Consider the following 18399-nt stretch of genomic DNA (forward strand, 5'->3'; position numbering starts at 1 on the left):
ACGGTTCTTCGCAGTCAGGCCTCAATATACTGAAACGTTACAGATTTCCAACATCGCAGCGCGTGGGCCTCTCAAGCCATGGTTTTGGCAGGGTTTTGGCGGCCAGAAACGTAGCGCGACAATCAGGTTCGAGACGGTTTTCTTGCGCTGCAGCATGATTTTGCAGCGCAGCACCCGGTTTTGCGCGCAGTTTGCCGGTTCGCACGCAACGAATTTGTTCGCGCCTCGAAAAAACATTCGAGCGCGTTTATCTCAGGGGTTGCACGCACCGCATAATTGCCGTATCGAAAATCTGTAACGTTTCAGATTCTGGGAGGAACCGAAATGCGCTATAGACTTTTGACCGCTGCCCTTGCCGCGACGGCCGCGCTTCAGCTTGCCGGCCCGGCGGCCGCCACCGACCTGGAAGTGACCCATTGGTGGACATCGGGCGGCGAGGCGGCGGCGGTTGCGGAATTCGCGAAGGCTTTTGACGCGACCGGCAATCACTGGGTCGACGGCGCCATTGCCGGATCCGGCGGCACGGCACGGCCGATCATGATCAGCCGCATCACCGGCGGCGATCCGATGGGCGCCACCCAGTTCAATCACGGCCGGCAGGCCGAAGAACTGGTGCAGGCCGGCTTGATGCGCGACCTCACCGATGTGGCCACCAAGGGCAAGTGGACGGAAATCGTGCGGCCGAAGAGCCTGCTCGACAGCTGCACCATCGACGGCAAGATCTATTGCGTGCCGGTCAACATCCACTCCTGGCAGTGGTTGTGGCTGTCGAACGAAGCGTTCGAGAAGGCCGGCGTGCCGCTGCCGAAGGACTGGAATGAATTCGTGGCGGCAGCGCCCGCCCTGGAAAAGGCGGGCATCATCCCGCTCGCTGTCGGCGGACAGGCTTGGCAATCTTCCGGCGCCTTCGACGTGCTGCTGGCGGCGGTCGGCGGCACCGATGCATTCCTCAAGGTCTACAAGGACAAGGACGCCAAGTTCGCCGCTGGGCCCGAGATCGCCAAGGTCTTCAAGGCCGCCGACGATGCCCGCAAGATGGCGAAGAACACCAATGTGCAGGACTGGAACCAGGCGACCAATCTGGTCATCACCGGCAAGGCCGGCGGCCAGATCATGGGTGACTGGGCGCAAGGCGAGTTCCAGGTTGCCGGCAAGGTCGCCGGCAAGGACTATGCCTGCCTGCCGGGCCTCGGTCTGAACGAAGTTATCGCCACCGGCGGCGACGCCTTCTATTTCCCGCTGCTCAAGGATGCCGACAAGTCCAAGGCGCAGGAGGTGTTGGCAGAGACGCTGCTCGACCCTAAGACTCAGGTCGCCTTCAATCTCAAGAAGGGCTCGCTGCCGGTGCGCGGTGACGTCGATCTCAATGCGGCGAACGACTGCATGAAGAAGGGTCTGGCCATCCTCGCCAAGGGCGCCGTCATTCCGTGGACTGACCAACTGCTTTCGCAGGACACCCAGAAGCAGAAGGAAGATCTCTTCGCCGAATTCTTCGCCAAGCCGGACCTGACCATCGAAGACGCGCAGAAGCGCTTCGCCGACCTCATCGCTTCGGCAGACTGACGTTGGAGGCAATACACTTCGCTCCCGGCCTTGCGAAAGCAGGGCCGGGATCGCACCGCCCTTACCCAGCCGGCTGACGAGATGAGCAAGAGCGAACGCCCCAACCCGCTGTTCCGGAACCTCAATGCGAAGGTCGCTTCGATCCCGATGATCCTCACCGCGTCGGTGGTTTTCGTCGGCGGCACCGTCTGGACGGTGTTCTATTCCTTTACCAATTCGAAGCTGCTGCCACGGCTAAATTTCGCCGGGCTCGACCAGTATTACCGGCTGTGGGCGACGCCGCGCTGGCTGATCTCGATCGAGAACCTTTTGATCTACGGCGCGATCTCGCTGGTGTTCTCACTGGTCATCGGCTTCCTGCTTGCAGCGCTTCTCGACCAGAAGATCCGTTTCGAGGACACGTTCCGCACCATCTTCCTCTATCCGTTCGCGCTTTCCTTCATCGTCACCGGCCTGGTCTGGCAGTGGCTGCTCAATCCGGATTTCGGCATCCAGCATGTGGTGCGGGACCTCGGCTGGACGAGCTTCAACTTCGACCCGCTCTACAATTCCAGCATCGTCATCTACGGCATTTCGATTGCGGCGCTGTGGCAAGGCACCGGGCTCATCATGTGCTTGATGCTGGCCGGCCTGCGCGGCATCGACGAGGACATCTGGAAGGCGGCGCGGGTAGACGGGATCCCGATGTGGAAGACCTATCTGTTCATCGTCATCCCGATGATGCGGCCGGTTTTCATCACCACGCTGGTCATCATCGCGTCGGGCATAGTCAAGGTCTACGACCTCGTTGTCGCCCAGACCAGCGGCGGCCCCGGAATCGCCTCCGAAGTGCCGGCCAAATATGTCTATGACTACATGTTCTTCGCACAGAATCTTGGCCAGGGCTTTGCCGCCTCGACCATGATGCTGCTCTCGGTGGTGATCGTCGTCGTGCCGTGGGCCTACCTTGAATTCGGAGGCAGGAAGCGTGGCTGACCCGGCCGTCCCTTTGCCCGCCAGCGCGGGTGCCGCCGAGCGCGAAGCCTCGGGGCCGCGCGGGCCGAAGCCGCGGCATGTCTTCTCGCGCCGCAACATCTTCCTCTATGGCACGCTGATCGTGGTGGCAGTCTACTATCTGCTGCCGCTCTATGTGATGGTGGTCACCTCGCTTAAGGGCATGCCCGAGATACGGATGGGCAATATCTTCTCGCCGCCGCTCGAAATCACGTTCGAACCGTGGGTGAAGGCGTGGGCGACGGCCTGCACCGGCCTCAATTGCGACGGGCTTTCGCGCGGCTTCTGGAATTCGGTGCGCATCACTGTGCCGTCAGTGCTGCTGTCGATCGCGATCGCCTCGGTGAACGGCTATGCGCTGGCCAACTGGCGCTTCAAGGGCGCCGACACATTCTTCGTCATCCTGATCGTCGGCGCCTTCATCCCTTATCAGGTGATGATCTATCCGATCGTCATCATCCTGCGCGAGATCGGCCTCTACGGCAGCCTCAGCGGCCTGGTGATCGTCCATTCCATCTTCGGCATGCCGATCCTCACGCTTTTGTTCCGCAACTATTTTGCCTCGATGCCGGAAGAGCTGTTCAGGGCGGCACGGGTCGACGGCGCCGGCTTCTGGGGCATCTTCCTGCGGATCATGGCGCCGATGTCGCTGCCGATCTTCGTCGTCGCCATCATCCTGCAGGTGACCGGCATCTGGAACGACTTCCTGTTCGGCGTCGTCTACACCCGCCCCGACACCTATCCGATGACGGTGCAGCTCAACAACATCGTCAATTCGGTGCAAGGCGTGAAGGAGTACAACGTCAACATGGCCGCCACCATCCTGACCGGCCTTGTGCCACTCATCGTCTACTTCATTTCCGGCAAGCTTTTCGTGCGCGGCATCGCCGCCGGTGCGGTGAAAGGGTGATGGCGATGACGGCAGCCAACGGCACCAGCGTTTCGATCCAGGACCTGTCCCTGAATTTCGGCTCTGTATCGGTGCTGCAGACCCTCAATCTCGAGGTCGCAGAGGGCGAGTTCATCGTGCTGCTCGGTCCCTCGGGCTGCGGCAAGTCGACCTTGCTCAACTGCATCGCTGGGCTGCTCGATATTTCCGAAGGCCGCATCTTCATCAAGGGCAAGAACGTCACCTGGGAAGAGCCCAAGGATCGCGGCATCGGCATGGTGTTCCAGTCCTATGCGCTCTATCCGCAAATGACGGTGGAGAAGAACCTGTCGTTCGGCCTGCGCGTTGCCGGCGTGCCCAGGGACGAGATCGCCAAGCGCATCGCCCGCGCCGCCGAGATCCTGCAGATCGAGCCGCTTTTGCAGCGCAAGCCCGCGGCCTTGTCCGGCGGCCAACGCCAGCGCGTGGCGATCGGGCGGGCGCTGGTGCGCGACGTCGACGTCTTCCTGTTCGACGAGCCACTATCCAATCTCGACGCCAAGCTGCGCTCGGAACTGCGCGTCGAAATCAAGCTTCTGCATCGCAAGCTGCAGAACACCATGATCTACGTCACCCACGACCAGATCGAGGCGATGACGCTGGCCGACCGTATCGCGGTCATGCGCGGCGGCGTCATCCAGCAGCTCGACGCGCCGCAGACGATCTACAACCGGCCGGTCAACCGTTTTGTCGCGGGCTTCCTCGGCTCGCCGGCGATGAATTTCCTCGAAGGGGAGCTGGAAGCCGGTGCTGCTCCGGCGTTCAGGACCGACGGTGTTTCGGTGCCGCTCGACCGCTATACCTTTGACGGCACGGAGCGCCCGGCCGGCGCTTGCGTGCTGGGCATCCGGCCTGAACACATCGCTTTCGGTGACGCTGCAAAGTCGATGCCGTTTTCCGCCGGCGGTTCGGTCGAGATCGTTGAGCCGATGGGTTCCGACACGCTGGTGTGGACCAAGCTTGCCGGCCGCAACTTCTCCTTCCGCGTCGAAGCGGAACGGACGCTGCGCAGCGGCGATCCGATCCAGTTCGGTTTCGATCCGGCGCGCGCCTCGCTGTTCGACGCTGCGACCGGCAATCGCCTGTGACCCTCTAGAATCATCCGCAAACCATCCTCCCAAGAACGATCCCCCTAAAACGATCTCGCGAAAACGATCCCCCGAAAACATCCCCAAGCCTTAACCACCCAAGAAACGGACAGAGACGATGAACTGGTCATTCCAACTCTACAGCGCCCGCAATTTCCAGCCGTGGGACGGCATCCTGAAAATGCTCGGCAAGCTCGGCTACAAGGAAGTCGAAGGTTTCGGCGGCGTCTATGACGACCCCACGGCGTTCCGCGCCGAACTCGACAAGAACGGGCTTTCGATGCCGACCGGACATTTCTCGATCGATGCGCTGGAGAATGATTTCGACGGCGTACGCAAAACAGCCGACGCACTCGGCATCACGCTCGTCATCTGTCCCTATCTGCTGGCCGAGCAGCGGCCGGCCGACGCTGCCGGCTGGCGCGGCTTTGGCGAGCGTCTGGCCAAGGTCGGCGAGATCGCAAAAAAAGCCGGCTACGGCTTTGCCTGGCACAACCATGATTTCGAGTTCAAGACACTCGCCGACGGCTCGGTGCCGCAGGATCACATCCTGTCGGCTGCGCCCGACATCGGCTGGGAGATGGACGTCGCCTGGGTAGTCCGCGGCGGCGTTGATCCGCTGCCGTGGATCGAAAAGCACGGCAAGCGCATCAGCGCCGTCCATGTCAAGGACATGGCCAAGTCAGGCGAAGGCCTTGACGAGGACGGCTGGGCGGATGTCGGCCACGGCACCATCGACTGGGCCGGCCTGATCAAGACACTTCGGGCGAAGAGCGCGGCCAAATATTACGTCATGGAACAGGACAACCCCAACGACATCGAGCGCTTCGCCAGCCGCTCGCTCGCATCCGTCAAGGCTTACTAGGAACAATCATCATGGCAAAGAAACTGGGTATCGGCGTCATCGGCTGCGGCAACATCTCGAAAGCGTATTTCTCGCTGGCGCCTCTGTTTCGCGGCATCGAGATGCGCGCCTGCGCCGACATCAACATGGACGCGGCAAAGGCACGGGCGAAGGAGTTCAAGCTGCGCGCCGAGACCGTCGAAGAACTGCTCAAGGATGACGAGATCGACATCATCGTCAACCTCACCATCCCGGCGGTGCACTACGGGGTGTCGAAGCAGATCCTCGATGCCGGCAAGCACGTCTATTCGGAAAAGCCGTTCGTGCTGTCGGTCAAGGAAGGGCTCGACCTCAAGAGCCGGGCCGAGAAGAAAGGGCTGCGCATCGGTTCGGCTCCGGACACTTTCCTCGGCGGCGCGCACCAGCTGGTGCGCAACCTCATCGACACCGGCGCGCTCGGCAAGATCACCAGCGGCACCTGTCATGTGATGGGCCACGGCATGGAGCACTGGCACCCCAATCCCGATTTCTTCTTCCAGCCGGGCGCCGGGCCGGTGCTCGACATCGGGCCCTACTACATCACCAACCTGATCCAGCTGATCGGGCCGGTGAAGCAGGTGGCGGCCTTCGCGACAACGCCTGCCAAGGAGCGCACGATCTCGTCGAAACCGCGCGCGGGCGAGAAAATCCCGGTCAACACGCCGACAACGATCCACGGCCTGCTGGAGTTCGAGAACGGCGCCGTGATCACGCTCAACACCAGCTGGGACGTCTGGGCGCATGGTCACGCGCCGATGGAACTCTATGGTGAGACGGGCACGGTGTTCGTGCCGGATCCGAATTTCTTCGGTGGCGACGTGCGCATAACCAAGGCGGCAAAACCGGTGAAGAAACTGCCGAAATGGCAGCATCCGTTCGGCGTGCCCAACGAAATGCACGGCCAGGGCATGATGGCCAACTACCGCACCGCAGGCCTTGCCGACATGGCGCTGGCGATCGCCGAGGGCCGGCCGCATCGTTGCTCGATGGAGCTCGCGCTGCATGCCGTCGACGTCATGACCGGCCTGTTGCGGTCGGGCGAGACCGGCAAGTTCGTCGCCATGCAGACCAGCTGCGAGCGGCCGGCTGCACTCGGCGTCAAGGACGCAAAAGAACTGTTGGCGAAGCAGAAATGAGGTAGAAGGGTGTCGGCGCGCTCGCGCCGACACCCATACAATCCAGGATCTGTACCCATGCGCTGGCAGCCGGCTGAACACCGCTATGAGAAAATGCTCTACAACAGATGTGGGCGATCCGGCCTGAAACTGCCGGCGATCTCGCTCGGCCTGTGGCACAATTTCGGCAACGACACGCCGCACAAGACCAAGCAGGCGATCGCGCGCAAGGCCTTCGATCTCGGCATCACCCATTTCGATCTCGCCAACAATTACGGTCCGCCGCCGGGCTCGGCCGAGATCGCCTTCGGCGAGATATTGCGCACCGACTTCGCCGGCTATCGGGACGAGCTGATCATCTCGACCAAGGCGGGCTATGAGATGTGGGCAGGGCCTTATGGCGAATGGGGCAGCCGCAAATATGTGCTGGCGAGCCTCGACCAGAGCCTGAAGCGGATGGGGCTCGACTATGTCGACATCTTCTATTCGCACCGCTTCGATCCGGATACGCCGCTTGAGGAAACGATGGGCGCTCTCGACCATGCGGTGCGTTCCGGCAAGGCGCTCTATGCCGGCATTTCGTCCTACAATTCGCAGCGCACGCGCGAGGCGGCCGACATATTGAAGCAGCTCGGCACGCCTTGCATCATCCATCAGCCGAGCTATTCGATGCTCAACCGCTGGGTCGAAGAGGACGGACTGCTCGATACGCTGGAAGGGCTCGGTGTCGGATCGATCGTGTTCTCGCCGCTGGCGCAAGGCATGCTGACCGACAAATATCTCGGCGGCATCCCCGAGGGCAGCCGCGCCAGCCAAGGCAAGTCGTTGCGGCCCGCCTTCATCAACGACAAGACAATCGCCAACATCCAGGCGCTGAACGCGATCGCCGGCAAGCGTGGCCAGACGCTGGCGCAGATGGCGCTGGCCTGGGTGCTGCGCAAGGGCCGGGTCACCTCGGCGCTGATCGGCGCCAGCCGGCCCGAACAGGTCGAGGACTGCGTCGGCGCGCTCAAGGTGCTCGAGTTCAGCGATGCCGAGCTCGCCGAAATCGACACTTACGCACGCGAGTCCGACATCAATCTGTGGGCGGCGTCGGCCGAGCGCAAAGGCCCGCCGCGGAAGTAAGCGGAACAGCCGGCACCGGACATGAATCAAAACGGCGGGAAAGATCCCGCCGTTTTGCGTTTATCAAGCTTCGGGCCCGTTCAGGGCTTCTTGGCCGTGCCGAGACCGGCCTTGGGCGCCGCCGCGGCTGCCGGAGCCGGGGTCTTCATCTTGGCTTCGATCCAACCCGTATAGTTGGCCAATCGCGTGTAGATGCCATAGGCATTCTTGTGGCCGCAAGCGGCGGTGCCGTCGGACGGACCTTCGCCCCAGGAGACGACGCCGACCTGGACCGGACCGTTGGCGCCGGTCATGAACAGCGGACCGCCGCTGTCGCCGTTGCAGGCGTCGCGTTCGCCGCTGTCGGTGCCGGCGCAGATCATGTTCTTGGTCAGCGGATCCGACATATCGGCGGCGATCGCATTGGCGGCGGCATCGATGCCCTTTTCCGAATAACGCATCCGATGCGAGAGATCGCCAAGTGCCGCCTTCAGGTCATGCGCATAGATCGACTTGATGCCGCTGTTGCAGGCAGCGCTCGGCTCGAGATCGAGATCGGCCACCATCAGCGCGGTCGGGAAGGTGCCGTCCTGCATCTTGCCCCAGCCGATGACCGTGGTCTTGCCGCTGTCTGGCGTCGGCTCATTGGTGATCTTGATGACCGGCGCATCGGCGGGCTCCGCCAGCCGGAGCAGGCCGAGATCATTGTCCAGCGTCTGTTCGCTGTAGCCCTCGTTGACGATGACCTCGACCACCTTGTAGCGCTTGCCTTCGGTAAGATCGGTGGCGCCGGTCAGCACGGTCACCGTGTCGGGCGAAATCGGCCGGCCCTTGTCGTTGAGGCAGTGCGCCGCCGTCAGCACCCATTGCGGAGCAATCAGGCTGCCGCCGCAGAATTGCGCGTTCGGCTGCGAGGCCGGGCTGGGGTCCAGCCGGGCGCTGGTCAGCAGCGCCACCTGGAACGGATAGGCCCCTTTGTCGGCTTCCTTGCCGCCATAGACGCGGTCGGCCCCGTCGGGATTCTCGGCCTTGGCCTTGTCCCGGGATTCGGCAACGCGCTGCATCGGCGAGACCGCCGCTTCCGGCCTGGCGGCGTCGTCGGCTGCATAGAGCGCGTTGACGGCGGGGAAAGCGGCCGCGATGCCCAGCAGCGATGCAGCGGCAAGCGGCCTGAACCGATGGATAATGTTCACCTTGAAACCCTCCTGAGATGAAAAATGCCGAGCCATGCCGCCATGACGCATAACCAACAGAAGCGGTACCGGTACCTCGATCGCCTTCTGCCAGAACGAACGACATCCGCGCGGTCATAAAACCGAAATACCACTTTTGCTAATCGTGCCCCATCGGGCAGAGCCCACCCAAACCCTATAGCCCCCCACGGGCTACGTGGAAGCGATTTGTCATTGCCAATGTTGGATTATTTTAGGCAGTATATCGACGCGGGTGCGTTTGGCGGAGGGCTTTAACGAGGCCGCCCGGACCGATGATCCGATACGGGCGGGTAACCAAACTAATTTTTTAACTCCACCACGATCTCGACAATATTTCTGTATTTTGCTCCACTCCTTGCTGACTTTTGGGAGAGTCTCACCATGACGAAACTGACAAGCACTATCATTGCGTCCGCACTGCTATCCACCGCACTGTGGACGATGCCTGCCTTCGCCGCCGATCCCGGCTCAGCGAATGCCGGCAATGGCGAAAGCATGCGCGATCTCGGAACGGGCGACTACCAGCCCGGCCGTGCAAAGCCGATCGCGCCGCCGAAACTGACCGAAGATGAAGCCAGCCGGGCAGCGCCGCTGACCGACGAGGGCACGGCGGTCAAATCCTATGGCATCGTCGGACGTTCCGCCGATGGCAAGGACATCAAGATCGATGCAGGCGAGACGCTGAAGGACCTTGTCATCAAGGAATTGAACGCGCCCGCCAACACACCGAACGCCGACAAGACCGGATTGACGGGCGGCGACGAAGCCGGCCGCCAGGTGTTCGGGGCCGACGATCGCGAGCAGATCAAGAACACCAAGACCTACCCGTTCACCGCGATCGGGTATATCGAAGGCAAAGCCAAGAGCGGTTACGGCAGCTGCTCGGGAACCCTGATCGGTCCGCGCACGGTGCTCACCGCCGCGCATTGCCTCTACAGCAATGAAGACAAGGCTTGGCTCGACGACGTCATCTTCGTGCCGTCGCTCAACGGCAACACCGCCGACGATGCACCGTTTGGCGCTTTCAGCTACGAGAGCGTCTATATCCTGCAGGGCTTCATCGACAATTATCAGGGTTACTACGGCTCGGTCATTCCGTGGGACCTCGGCATCATTACGCTGAAGCAGGATGTCGGCACCAATCTCGGCTGGCTGGGTTATGCCAACTATGAGAACCTCGGCGATTTCACCGCAAACATCGTTGGCTATCCCGGCGACAAGCCGATGGGAACGATGTGGAAGGCGACCTGCGAAGTGAAAGCCGAAAACGTCGGCGCGGAGTATTTCCAGTACGACTGCGACACCTATCCGGGGTCGAGCGGCAGCTCGGTCTACGCCTACGACAATGGCGCCAAGCAGCGCGTCGTCACCGGCGTGAACGTGGCCGAAAGCCCCAACGCCAACACTGCGGTGCGCCTGAACGCTGCCAACGTGGCGTGGATCAACAGCCTGTACAAATAAGGCCCGATCTTTCGCCGGCAAACAGCGGCGATAACCAGCACTACCAAACCGGCGGCGGGACGTTCCTGCCGCCGGTTTTTTTGTATCGAAACACCTCTCTTGCACTGTGTTACAGCGGTGCTTACGCTAGGCGATCCAAGGGGTTGGGTAAGATGGCGCGGGCAAGAATGATCTTCGGAGTCAAAGCGATGGCGGCTGCATCCATGCTGGCCGCACTGACATGCTTTTCCGCTATGGCCGATCAAGGCGGTGCCACACCCGATGGCGCCTGGGCCGAGCGGGTGCAAATCCTCTATAAAAGCGAAACACGTTCGGTGCTGCGCAAGAATGTACGGGTCTGGGATTCCCACCCGGAATTGGGTCTTGATTTCACCTGGGAGCCGGCAGCCGGCGTGTCGCCGGACCGCACCGTCGCAGCCGACGGCACCGTCAACGGCAAGGGCAGGCTGGTCTGGCGCGTACGCGGCTCGGCGAGCTATGACCCCAAGACGATCTATTCCAGCTATTTCGGCGAGATCAGGAATGGCCGCCCCGAAGGACAAGGCCGGCTGGAGCTGCGTTCAGGCGAGGTTCTCGACGGCCGTTGGGTCGCCGGCCAGCTCGACGGCCATGCGATCCATGTCGATGCCGACGGCAATCGCTATGAAGGGCAATTCAGGGCCGGTGTGCCGAATGGCGAGGGCAGGCTGGAGACGAAGACAGGCGAGATATTCGTCGGCTCTTTTGCCGATGGGCTGAAGGACGGCAAGGGCCGCACCCGGCTGCCCGGCGGCACCGTCTACTGGTCGCAATGGGCGATGGGCAAGGAGATCGGCGGTGCGCGCCCCGACGTGCTGGCCGATGCCAGAGTGGGCGGGTTGCTCAAGGCGCAGACCGGCGGCGGTTCCGCCGACAAGGTCGAGATCGGCATTGCCGTCGACCAGCGCATGACGCAGCAGGCCGACATGCAGTACCAGCATCTCGTGCGCGACGAAGACATCGCGATCTATCCGGTGTCGGACCAGTACAATGATGCCTGGAACGGCACCGCAGAGATTCGTACCGGCAATGTCTATGAAGGCATGGACTGGGAGACGGCGCCGGCCTTCGCCGAAGTCGACCTCAAGACCACCGACCAGTCGAGGGTCAAGATCGACAGCCTGGAAATGAAGGTGGCCGCGAGCGAGGCCTACCGCAAGCCGATGCTGTCGATCAGCGAGCATTATGGCTGCGTCGGCTTCCGCCCCGACTTCTCGATCGTCAACAATGGCTGGGGCGAAGTGAAAGACATGAAGATGTCGATCCAGTTCACCAGGACCGACGAGGAGGACAACGCGACCGGCGAGCCGAGCCGCACGTTCACGAAGGACATCGGCACTTTCGGCGACGGCGTCGACGTCTCGATCAAGAACGTGCTGATTGAAGCCGGCGTCGACACAACCACGCTCGAGACCGAGCGCTTCACTTGCCCGTCAAGGGACAGCCTGGATGTCTGCCGCGCCCAGGTGGCCAACAAGGTCAAATTCGGCGACGTTGCCGATTACATCAGCGGCAGCGTCGAGAAAATGAGCGTGACCGGGATTGGCAAGCTCGATTATTCCTGGGCGGACGATCAGGGCGCTGTCTACCAGCAGAGCGAGCCGTTTCGCGTCATCGTCTCGCTGGTCAGCATCGAGGTCCCAGAATCGCTCGCCGAATGCGGCGATGGCGGCGGCGCGTCGCCCGAAGCGCTGCGCTACCAGAACATCGAATTTCCGATCGGCAAGACCGATTACAGCATCCCCATGCCGGTGCGCGGCAACAAGAATCTCAGCGCCTACACGGCACGGCTGAAAATGTGGTCGTCAATGTCGTCGATCCATCGCTTCAGCATCGCCGCCCATTTCGCCGATGGCAGCACACGCGAGAGCAAGCCGGCCACGTTCTTCTATTTCAGGCCGAAGCAGTCGCTGTTCGAAACCAGCACCAAGCCGGCGGTCTGCTATCTGCCGGAAGATCTGCAAGGCTGTTGAGGTCCTGTCACGTCCTTTCGGGAATCGCGTCATTTCGAGCCCATCTCGAAAAAATTGGGCAGCGGGATCAGCCGGGCAAAGATCGTGCCCTGGCTGAACACCCTGAGTTCCAGCATCGACCCGGACGATCGTTCGGCTTTCTGGTCGAACAGGAAATTGCCGAGCGAATAGATCTCCGCAACATCGCCACCGCCGAGCGGCAGGATCGCCTCGCTCGATACATGTGGATGACCGCCGACGATTGCCGTGACACCGCGCAGCCGCATCTGGTCGGCAAGCATCTCCTCGTGCGGCGACGGCTCCGTCTTGTACTCGCGGCCCCAATGGACGAAGGCAATCACCGGCCGCTCGGCATTGTCGTGCAGCAGCCGGTCGAGCAAAGCAGGCGTCAGAAGGTCGGTGTTCCTGGAGCCGTTGGTATCGATGTCGGTCAGCCCGACCAAGTCGAGATCGGCAAGCGCCAGCGTCTCGCCCTGGCCGAAATGGGCGATGCCGGCCGCATCGAGTGCGGCCAGCGTCTCGGCATAGCCTGACGGGCCGAGGTCGTAGGCGTGATTGTTGGCGAGGCTGACAGCGGCGACATGCAATTTCTTGAGCATGTCGATGGCGAGGTCTGCGGGCATGGCCAGCGTCATGTCGTCGATCGCCTCAGGGACGTTGGGCAGGATCACGCCTTCGAGATTGACGATCAGCGGCCGCGAGCGGGTCAGGGCCAGCACGCTTTCGACGATCTTCTCGGCAACACCGTCGCGGACCAGGATCTTCTTCATGGCGCGGCCGAAATTCACGTCGCCCGCGAAATAGTAGAGCTTGTCGTCGGGACGGGCAGGATTGTTGATGCCGGGGCCGAAGGCGCCGAACAGCGCCACGACATAGCTGGTGGTGCGCTCGACATAGTCGCTTGAATGCGCCTGCGAGTTCTCGTTGGCGACGACCAGCGGCGCAGCACCGAACAGTTCGCGCTGCAGCCTGGTCTGGATATAGAGCGCACCGACCGAATCGGCGTGATCCGGCTGGCGCAGCGCCGTGATGCCGTCGAGCGAACCGGCGGCGAGCATGTTCAGCGTCTGCTGGTCGAAACGCCTGGCTTCGTGCTGCGGCAGATAATGTGAGAAATCGGTGGATTCGACGATCAGCGTGTCCTTGTCGACGATCGCTTTCAGCGCCTGCGCCAGCCGGTCCCAGTCGCCGCGCTTCGCCTTGACCGACATCGCCACCGGCACGATGGTTGCCTCGGGAAAATAATGGTGCAGGAAGGGCAGCATGGCTTGAACGCCGTGCTCCTTGGCGAAGAGGCAGGAGTCCTCGACCATCTCGCTGTTCGCCTGGATAAGGCGCAGGGCTGCCGTGTCGGCCAGGACCGGGCCAAGCACAGTGTCGAAGCCGCGCGTCGTGGTGGCGAAGAGTTTCTGCGTCTTATGGAAATGGTCCGGCGACAGGATGACGATGCGCTTGTAGCGGAAGCCGGACGCGGCGTGGAAACCGAGTGCGACGAGATCTGCGACGAGCAGGTGGTGGGGGACTGTGATGCCGGTGAGGCGTTGGTTGGACGGCTCGATTCTGGCGACGGCGGCGATGGCGTCGGTGAAGAGTGTGGGGTCGGAGTAGAAGGACGGGAAGTTTGTGTCGCCGGGCGGGCAGGTGATGGGGGCGGCAGACGCTTGAAGCACTGAGAGGATAAGCAAGGCGGTGGCAAAGATCAGAATGCTGGTCCGTGCCCAGGCACCCCCCGCTGTCCTGCCGGACATCTCCCCCGCAAGGGGGGAGATTGGATGTCGCCTCGACTTTCGCCAATCACCAACCTTGAAAATAGATCTCCAGCAATGAAGAGACTGATCTCCCCCCTTGCGGGGGAGATGGCCGGCAGGCCAGAGGCGGGTGCCTGGGTGCCGACCTCTCACGGCTCAGCCAGCACAATGTTCTCCACGCCGCCGACATAGTAGAACGGCTTCTGCTTGGACGCGGTCAGCCGCAGCACTTCGCGCGAGATGTAGTCGGCGAGGCCGAACAGCGTCACGCCGCCGTCGGAGGTCTTGGCCCGGCCGCGCAGGCCTTCGAGGATCGAATAGGTGAAGACGCCATGGCCGAGCTCGGGCAGTTCGGCGGCGGTGTTGTTGGCAGCGGTGGCCGAGAAGACGACGATGCGTGCGTCCTGCGCGTCTTTTTCCAGGCGCGGGTTGAAGGCGTTGGCGGCGTGGCAGGTGTCGAGCAGCATGAAGCGCATGCCCTTGGCCCGCTCAACCGATTTCTGGATGTCGCCCCAGTCGACCAGCGAGGAGCGCTTCCAGCGGTCGGCATCCTGTTTGCGGCCGTCCGTGGGGATGAAATAATAATCTTCGTCGATGTTGATGCCGTGACCGGCGACGAAAATGATGGTGGTGTCGTTCTCGCCGGGTCTGTCGAGAAAGTCGGCGAGCTGGTCGTTGATCGTGTCGGAATCCGGTTCCAGGACGGTGTCGGCGCTGGCGACCTTGAACACGTCCTTGCCGGAATCGGGCGCCTCATCCAGCGCTTCGCGGTTGACCAGAACCAGGGTCTCCATCGCCGAAAACAAGGGCGCGGATTTCTGCGAGATCACCTTGAGGAATTCGGTGGCGTCATCGACGGGATAGCGCAGATCGCAGGCGTGGCCGGCGCATGCATCGGTGAGGAAAGGATATTTGTCGACGCCGATCACGGCGACGTAGAGCTTGCCCTTGTTGGCGGGCTTTTCGGTTTTCCTGCCAAGTGCTGTGACACTGCGCTCGGTCAGATAGCCGAACTCGTTGGTGCCGGTGATGCGAATGGTATTTTCGCCATTCTCGACCGGCACTTCGACGATGGTGCTCTTGCCGCCATCGGCCGAGCGCGCCGTGACATTGCCGACATTGCGGCTGTTCGACAGGATCGAAAATCCGGCGACATCGGCGCCGGCTTCCTGCGCGCCCGAAATCTCGACGGCGACATAGCCCTCGCGGACGTTGCTCTGGTCGGCGGCAAGCTTGATGCCGAATTCCGGCGGTTTGCGCTCGAGCAGCTTTTCCAGCTGGCGGTCGACGCCGGGGCGCATTTCCTGAACCGCCTGTTCGGCGCTGCGCAGGATGATGGCCCGGCGCACCATTTCCGGGCTCCAGAGATATTTTTTCAGCTGGCCGGCGCTGATGAAACGCCCTTCGTGGTCGCGACCCTGATTGACGTGCCAGCCTATCAACTTGTCGCCGTCGGCGGAGGAATAATAGTAGCCCTGCGGCATCCAGGCGATCCATTCGGAGCCGGCGAAGAACATCGACACTATCAGTTTGTGTGTCTTCAAATTCCACAGCCGCACGGTCTGGTCGGCGCTGCCGGTGACCAACAGCCCTTCCTTCTCGGCGGCAACCATGGCGTTGATCTCGCCGGTGTGGCCGGTGAATTCACCCGATAGCTCGGCGGTCGCGGTTTTGTATTCCAACAGCGTGCCGTCGCTGCCGCCGGTGATCAGGCCAAGCCCATTGCCGATCAGCGTGTAAGCCGAATGGACGAAGCCATTGGTGGCGGCATTCTCGATGCTGTGCATCACCTTTCCGCCGCTCGCGATTTCGAGCACGGCATTCTCCAGGCCGTCCTTGCCGCCGGGGGCAGCACGGAGCGACCACTCACCCTCTGCGAGTGCCGCGCGGGCATAGGCGCCCTGTTCCGCAAACGCCACCGGGTCCTCGAAGAACCGCTCGGCCGTCGGTAGCGCCAGCACCTTGTCCAGCGTGCCCTGCAGCTCGGGACAGGACACGCGTTCAGGGCAGGGGTTGGTGTTGCCCCAAGCGATGGAGCTGCTCGCCGCATCGATCCCGATCGCCGTCACCGGTTCGCCGACCCCTTGCAGCAGCGCCTTGCGCTCGCCGGTCATGGGGTTCCAGACCTGGATGGCGTTGCGGGTGCCGCCGGCTGTCGCCACCAGCGAGCCGTCGGCATTGCCGGCGCCAGCAAAGACCGTGCCGTCATGGCCGTTATAGTCGAGCAGTTGCTCGCCGCTGTCGGTATTCCAGACCACCGAGCGATGCTTGTCGGCGCAGCGATAGCTGCATGACGCCACAAGCCGCGAACCCGTCGCGAAGCTCAGAGCGCCGATCTGGAAATCCTGCTTCGGCATGGCGCGGACGAATTTGCCGGTGCTGGCCTGCCAGAGCTGGACGTCGCCGTCCTTGCTGCCGGTGGCGAACAGGCTGCCATCCAATGACACGGCGAGTGCGGCGACGCCGACATCGCGCAGCGGTTCGGCCTCGGCGGGCAAAGCGATTTCCTCTGACTTGGCGACGTCCCAGAGCCGGATGCCATTGTCGGTGGTCGTCGCTGCCAGCCGGGTTCCCGCAGCGGCGAAGGCGAGCTTTTCCACACGCCAGGAATCGGCATCGAATTTTTCCGCCAGCGTCCAGCCCGACGCGGATTTGTCGTCCGCCCGCCAGAGGTAGACGAAACCATCGCCACCGCCGGCGGCGAGCGTGTTTCCGTCGGGTGAAAAGGCGACATCATAGATGGCATAGTCGGCGGCCTTGAGCACGGTTTTGATCCTGCCGGTGGCGAAATCGAACAGCCTGATATCGCCATAAGGGGGCTTGTCGCCGATGCCGGCGCCGAAATAACCGCCGGCGGCGATCGTCTTGCCATCCGGCGACACGGCAATCGCAAAGACCTTGCCGTCATTGCCATTGCCAAGATAGCCGCGAATGGTGCGCAGCGTCACCCCGCTCTGCCAGTCCCAGATGCGGATGGTCTTGTCGTCAGATGCGGAGACCAGTTCCTCGCCGTCCGGCGTGAAGGCAAGGTCGGTGACCCTGGCGCTGTGGCCGCCGGTGTTGAGATCGAGGTGGAAATCGAGGTCCTCGGCACCGGCGGTTGACGTTAACGCCAGAAGACCGACCAGGATTAGCCACCGGATAGCACGCAAGGGATGGGAGCTGCCCGGCACCTTGTTGCGCCGCTATTTGGAGTCGGCGGGCGGCGCCGACCCGTGACGCACATAATTCTCGATCGCCTGGGCATAACTGGCGGAACCGGCCTTGCGCTCTTTTTCGATGTAGCCGGCAAAATAGCTCCAGAACGACACCGCATAGTCGCGGAAATAGGCATCGGCGACATCGCGCGAACAGAGCTTGCCCTCAACGCAGATGGAGAGACGATTGAGGAAATAGACGATGCGATCAAAATTGTCGTTGAAATCGGCGATCGGCATGGTGCCGCCGCCGGCAGTCATCGCCTCAATGCCAATGCGTTGCCGGAAGACCCGTTCCTCGGTCGGCGACGGCGTGGCGCTGAGCAGATTGTCGTATTTGGCGTTGAGCGACGAGAGGCGCTCCTTGAGCGCGCGCTGCGCCTGCTGAAAATCCTTGCTTTCCCAAAGCTCGACCAGCGACATCGTCTGCTCGACGCGCTTCTGTTCCTGGTTTGCCAGAAACTGGAAGACCGAGAAGCCCAAGGTGAAGACGATCGCCAGGCGCACGGCGAGACCCGACCAGGCATAGATCAGCATGCGCCAGTCGCGGTCGGTGAACGGGTTGGCTTCCTTCTTGATCTCGTGACTGCTCGGCCACGGAAAGCCTTCGGTGGTTTCGGGCAAGGTCGCCGGCTTCTTGGCCGGTGCCGGCGCCGATGTGGCTGGCGATTTTTGCGTTGCAGTGCCCCCCGGCTTTTTCATCCGCAGCTGTCCAGTCGGATAATGGCGGTGGGATCGAGCACGATGCCGGGTGTCTCCAGCTTCTTTTTCAGGCAATCGAGCTGCGTGCGCGAAATCATGAACTGCACGTCCGGTTCGGCAGCCGCCTTGCTGGGTGACGGCAAGGGCTCGACCACGCCGCGCGAGGCGCAGCTGGAGAGATCGACGACAACGGCCGTGTTGCCGGTCTTGGCGATCTGGTCGTACTGGTCGAGAAAGCAGGTGGCGAGCTCGGAGTTGGTGACGATCTGCTTGGCGCACAGGCCGCAATTCTCGTCCGCCGAGGCGCTGGCAACCAGCAACAGGCTTCCGGCAAGGCCGGCCGTCGCTGCACGCCAGGAGAGCACGGGGATAGTCACTGATGTCCTCATCTGTTGCATTCAGCCGCGGCGCA

At 62.3% G+C, this 18399-nt stretch carries 14 protein-coding genes; 9 read left to right on the forward strand and 5 right to left on the reverse strand.

The window, feature by feature from the left end; all coding sequences use genetic code 11:
- Positions 1-324 precede the first annotated feature (324 nt).
- The 7 genes from NKJ78_RS24695 to mgrA all read left to right on the forward strand — a co-directional run bounded on the left by NKJ78_RS24695 (position 325) and on the right by mgrA (position 7695).
- Positions 325-1563 carry an ABC transporter substrate-binding protein gene (locus tag NKJ78_RS24695; RefSeq protein WP_023683028.1) on the forward strand — a complete coding sequence of 413 codons (1239 nt, stop codon included), beginning with the start codon at positions 325-327 and terminating at the stop codon, positions 1561-1563.
- An 81-nt stretch (positions 1564-1644) separates the two neighbouring features.
- Positions 1645-2538 carry a carbohydrate ABC transporter permease gene (locus tag NKJ78_RS24700; RefSeq protein WP_023669803.1) on the forward strand — a complete coding sequence of 298 codons (894 nt, stop codon included), beginning with the start codon at positions 1645-1647 and terminating at the stop codon, positions 2536-2538.
- Positions 2531-3466: a carbohydrate ABC transporter permease gene (locus tag NKJ78_RS24705; protein ID WP_023669802.1), complete on the forward strand. Its 936-nt coding sequence runs from the start codon at positions 2531-2533 to the stop codon at positions 3464-3466. The genes NKJ78_RS24700 and NKJ78_RS24705 overlap by 8 nt, the downstream gene beginning before the upstream one ends.
- Before the next feature lie 5 nt (positions 3467-3471).
- Complete coding sequence (locus NKJ78_RS24710; protein WP_023686606.1) at positions 3472-4572, forward strand: ABC transporter ATP-binding protein; 1101 nt, start codon at positions 3472-3474, stop codon at positions 4570-4572.
- Positions 4573-4690: 118 nt separating this feature from the next.
- Positions 4691-5437, forward strand: coding sequence for a sugar phosphate isomerase/epimerase family protein (locus NKJ78_RS24715; RefSeq protein WP_023712315.1), 747 nt, complete (start codon positions 4691-4693; stop codon positions 5435-5437).
- Positions 5438-5448: 11 nt separating this feature from the next.
- Positions 5449-6591: a Gfo/Idh/MocA family protein gene (locus NKJ78_RS24720; RefSeq protein ID WP_023683032.1), complete on the forward strand. Its 1143-nt coding sequence runs from the start codon at positions 5449-5451 to the stop codon at positions 6589-6591.
- 57 nt (positions 6592-6648) lie between these two features.
- The gene (gene mgrA / locus NKJ78_RS24725) at positions 6649-7695 is read left to right on the forward strand and encodes an L-glyceraldehyde 3-phosphate reductase (protein WP_352460449.1); all 1047 of its coding nucleotides are present in this window, start codon (positions 6649-6651) and stop codon (positions 7693-7695) included.
- Between the two features lie 80 nt (positions 7696-7775).
- Here mgrA and NKJ78_RS24730 read toward each other — a convergent pair whose 3' ends face one another.
- On the reverse strand, positions 7776-8867 hold the full coding sequence (locus NKJ78_RS24730; protein WP_023713445.1) for a S1 family serine peptidase: 1092 nt from the start codon (positions 8865-8867) through the stop codon (positions 7776-7778).
- Positions 8868-9269: 402 nt separating this feature from the next.
- Here NKJ78_RS24730 and NKJ78_RS24735 point away from each other — a divergent pair, with 402 nt between their 5' ends.
- Both NKJ78_RS24735 and NKJ78_RS24740 read left to right on the forward strand, forming a co-directional pair.
- A complete protein-coding gene (locus NKJ78_RS24735; protein WP_023691993.1) occupies positions 9270-10349 on the forward strand; it encodes a trypsin-like serine peptidase in 1080 nt (359 codons plus the stop codon).
- Between the two features lie 188 nt (positions 10350-10537).
- Complete coding sequence (locus NKJ78_RS24740) at positions 10538-12340, forward strand: MORN repeat-containing protein (protein ID WP_352460450.1); 1803 nt, start codon at positions 10538-10540, stop codon at positions 12338-12340.
- A gap of 29 nt (positions 12341-12369) precedes the next feature.
- On the opposite strand, the gene amrB is transcribed toward NKJ78_RS24740, so the two are convergent.
- From amrB to NKJ78_RS24760, 4 genes are all read right to left on the reverse strand, one after another.
- A complete protein-coding gene (gene amrB, locus NKJ78_RS24745; RefSeq protein ID WP_023751424.1) occupies positions 12370-14088 on the reverse strand; it encodes an AmmeMemoRadiSam system protein B in 1719 nt (572 codons plus the stop codon).
- Positions 14089-14237: 149 nt separating this feature from the next.
- Positions 14238-17240: a hypothetical protein gene (locus tag NKJ78_RS24750; RefSeq protein WP_352562660.1), complete on the reverse strand. Its 3003-nt coding sequence runs from the start codon at positions 17238-17240 to the stop codon at positions 14238-14240.
- A gap of 33 nt (positions 17241-17273) precedes the next feature.
- A complete protein-coding gene (locus NKJ78_RS24755; RefSeq protein WP_023700125.1) occupies positions 17274-17987 on the reverse strand; it encodes a DUF4760 domain-containing protein in 714 nt (237 codons plus the stop codon).
- Positions 17984-18364 carry a hypothetical protein gene (locus NKJ78_RS24760; protein WP_245261352.1) on the reverse strand — a complete coding sequence of 127 codons (381 nt, stop codon included), beginning with the start codon at positions 18362-18364 and terminating at the stop codon, positions 17984-17986. The genes NKJ78_RS24755 and NKJ78_RS24760 overlap by 4 nt, the downstream gene beginning before the upstream one ends.
- Between the last annotated feature and the right edge of the window lie 35 nt (positions 18365-18399).

It is taken from the genome of Mesorhizobium sp. M0037 (assembly GCF_040323635.1).
Classification (GTDB): domain Bacteria; phylum Pseudomonadota; class Alphaproteobacteria; order Rhizobiales; family Rhizobiaceae; genus Mesorhizobium.

What these genes read in the sequence shown, in the direction of transcription:
- NKJ78_RS24715 (WP_023712315.1), top strand. Translation starts at nt 4,691, where the DNA reads ATGAACTGGTCATTCCAACTCTACAGCGCCCGCAATTTCCAGCCGTGG.
- NKJ78_RS24735 (WP_023691993.1), top strand. Translation starts at nt 9,270, where the DNA reads ATGACGAAACTGACAAGCACTATCATTGCGTCCGCACTGCTATCCACC.
- NKJ78_RS24755 (WP_023700125.1), bottom strand. Translation starts at nt 17,987, where the DNA reads ATGAAAAAGCCGGGGGGCACTGCAACGCAAAAATCGCCAGCCACATCG.
- NKJ78_RS24740 (WP_352460450.1), top strand. Translation starts at nt 10,538, where the DNA reads ATGGCGGCTGCATCCATGCTGGCCGCACTGACATGCTTTTCCGCTATG.
- mgrA (WP_352460449.1), top strand. Translation starts at nt 6,649, where the DNA reads ATGCGCTGGCAGCCGGCTGAACACCGCTATGAGAAAATGCTCTACAAC.
- NKJ78_RS24695 (WP_023683028.1), top strand. Translation starts at nt 325, where the DNA reads ATGCGCTATAGACTTTTGACCGCTGCCCTTGCCGCGACGGCCGCGCTT.
- NKJ78_RS24700 (WP_023669803.1), top strand. Translation starts at nt 1,645, where the DNA reads ATGAGCAAGAGCGAACGCCCCAACCCGCTGTTCCGGAACCTCAATGCG.
- NKJ78_RS24710 (WP_023686606.1), top strand. Translation starts at nt 3,472, where the DNA reads ATGACGGCAGCCAACGGCACCAGCGTTTCGATCCAGGACCTGTCCCTG.
- amrB (WP_023751424.1), bottom strand. Translation starts at nt 14,088, where the DNA reads ATGTCCGGCAGGACAGCGGGGGGTGCCTGGGCACGGACCAGCATTCTG.
- NKJ78_RS24720 (WP_023683032.1), top strand. Translation starts at nt 5,449, where the DNA reads ATGGCAAAGAAACTGGGTATCGGCGTCATCGGCTGCGGCAACATCTCG.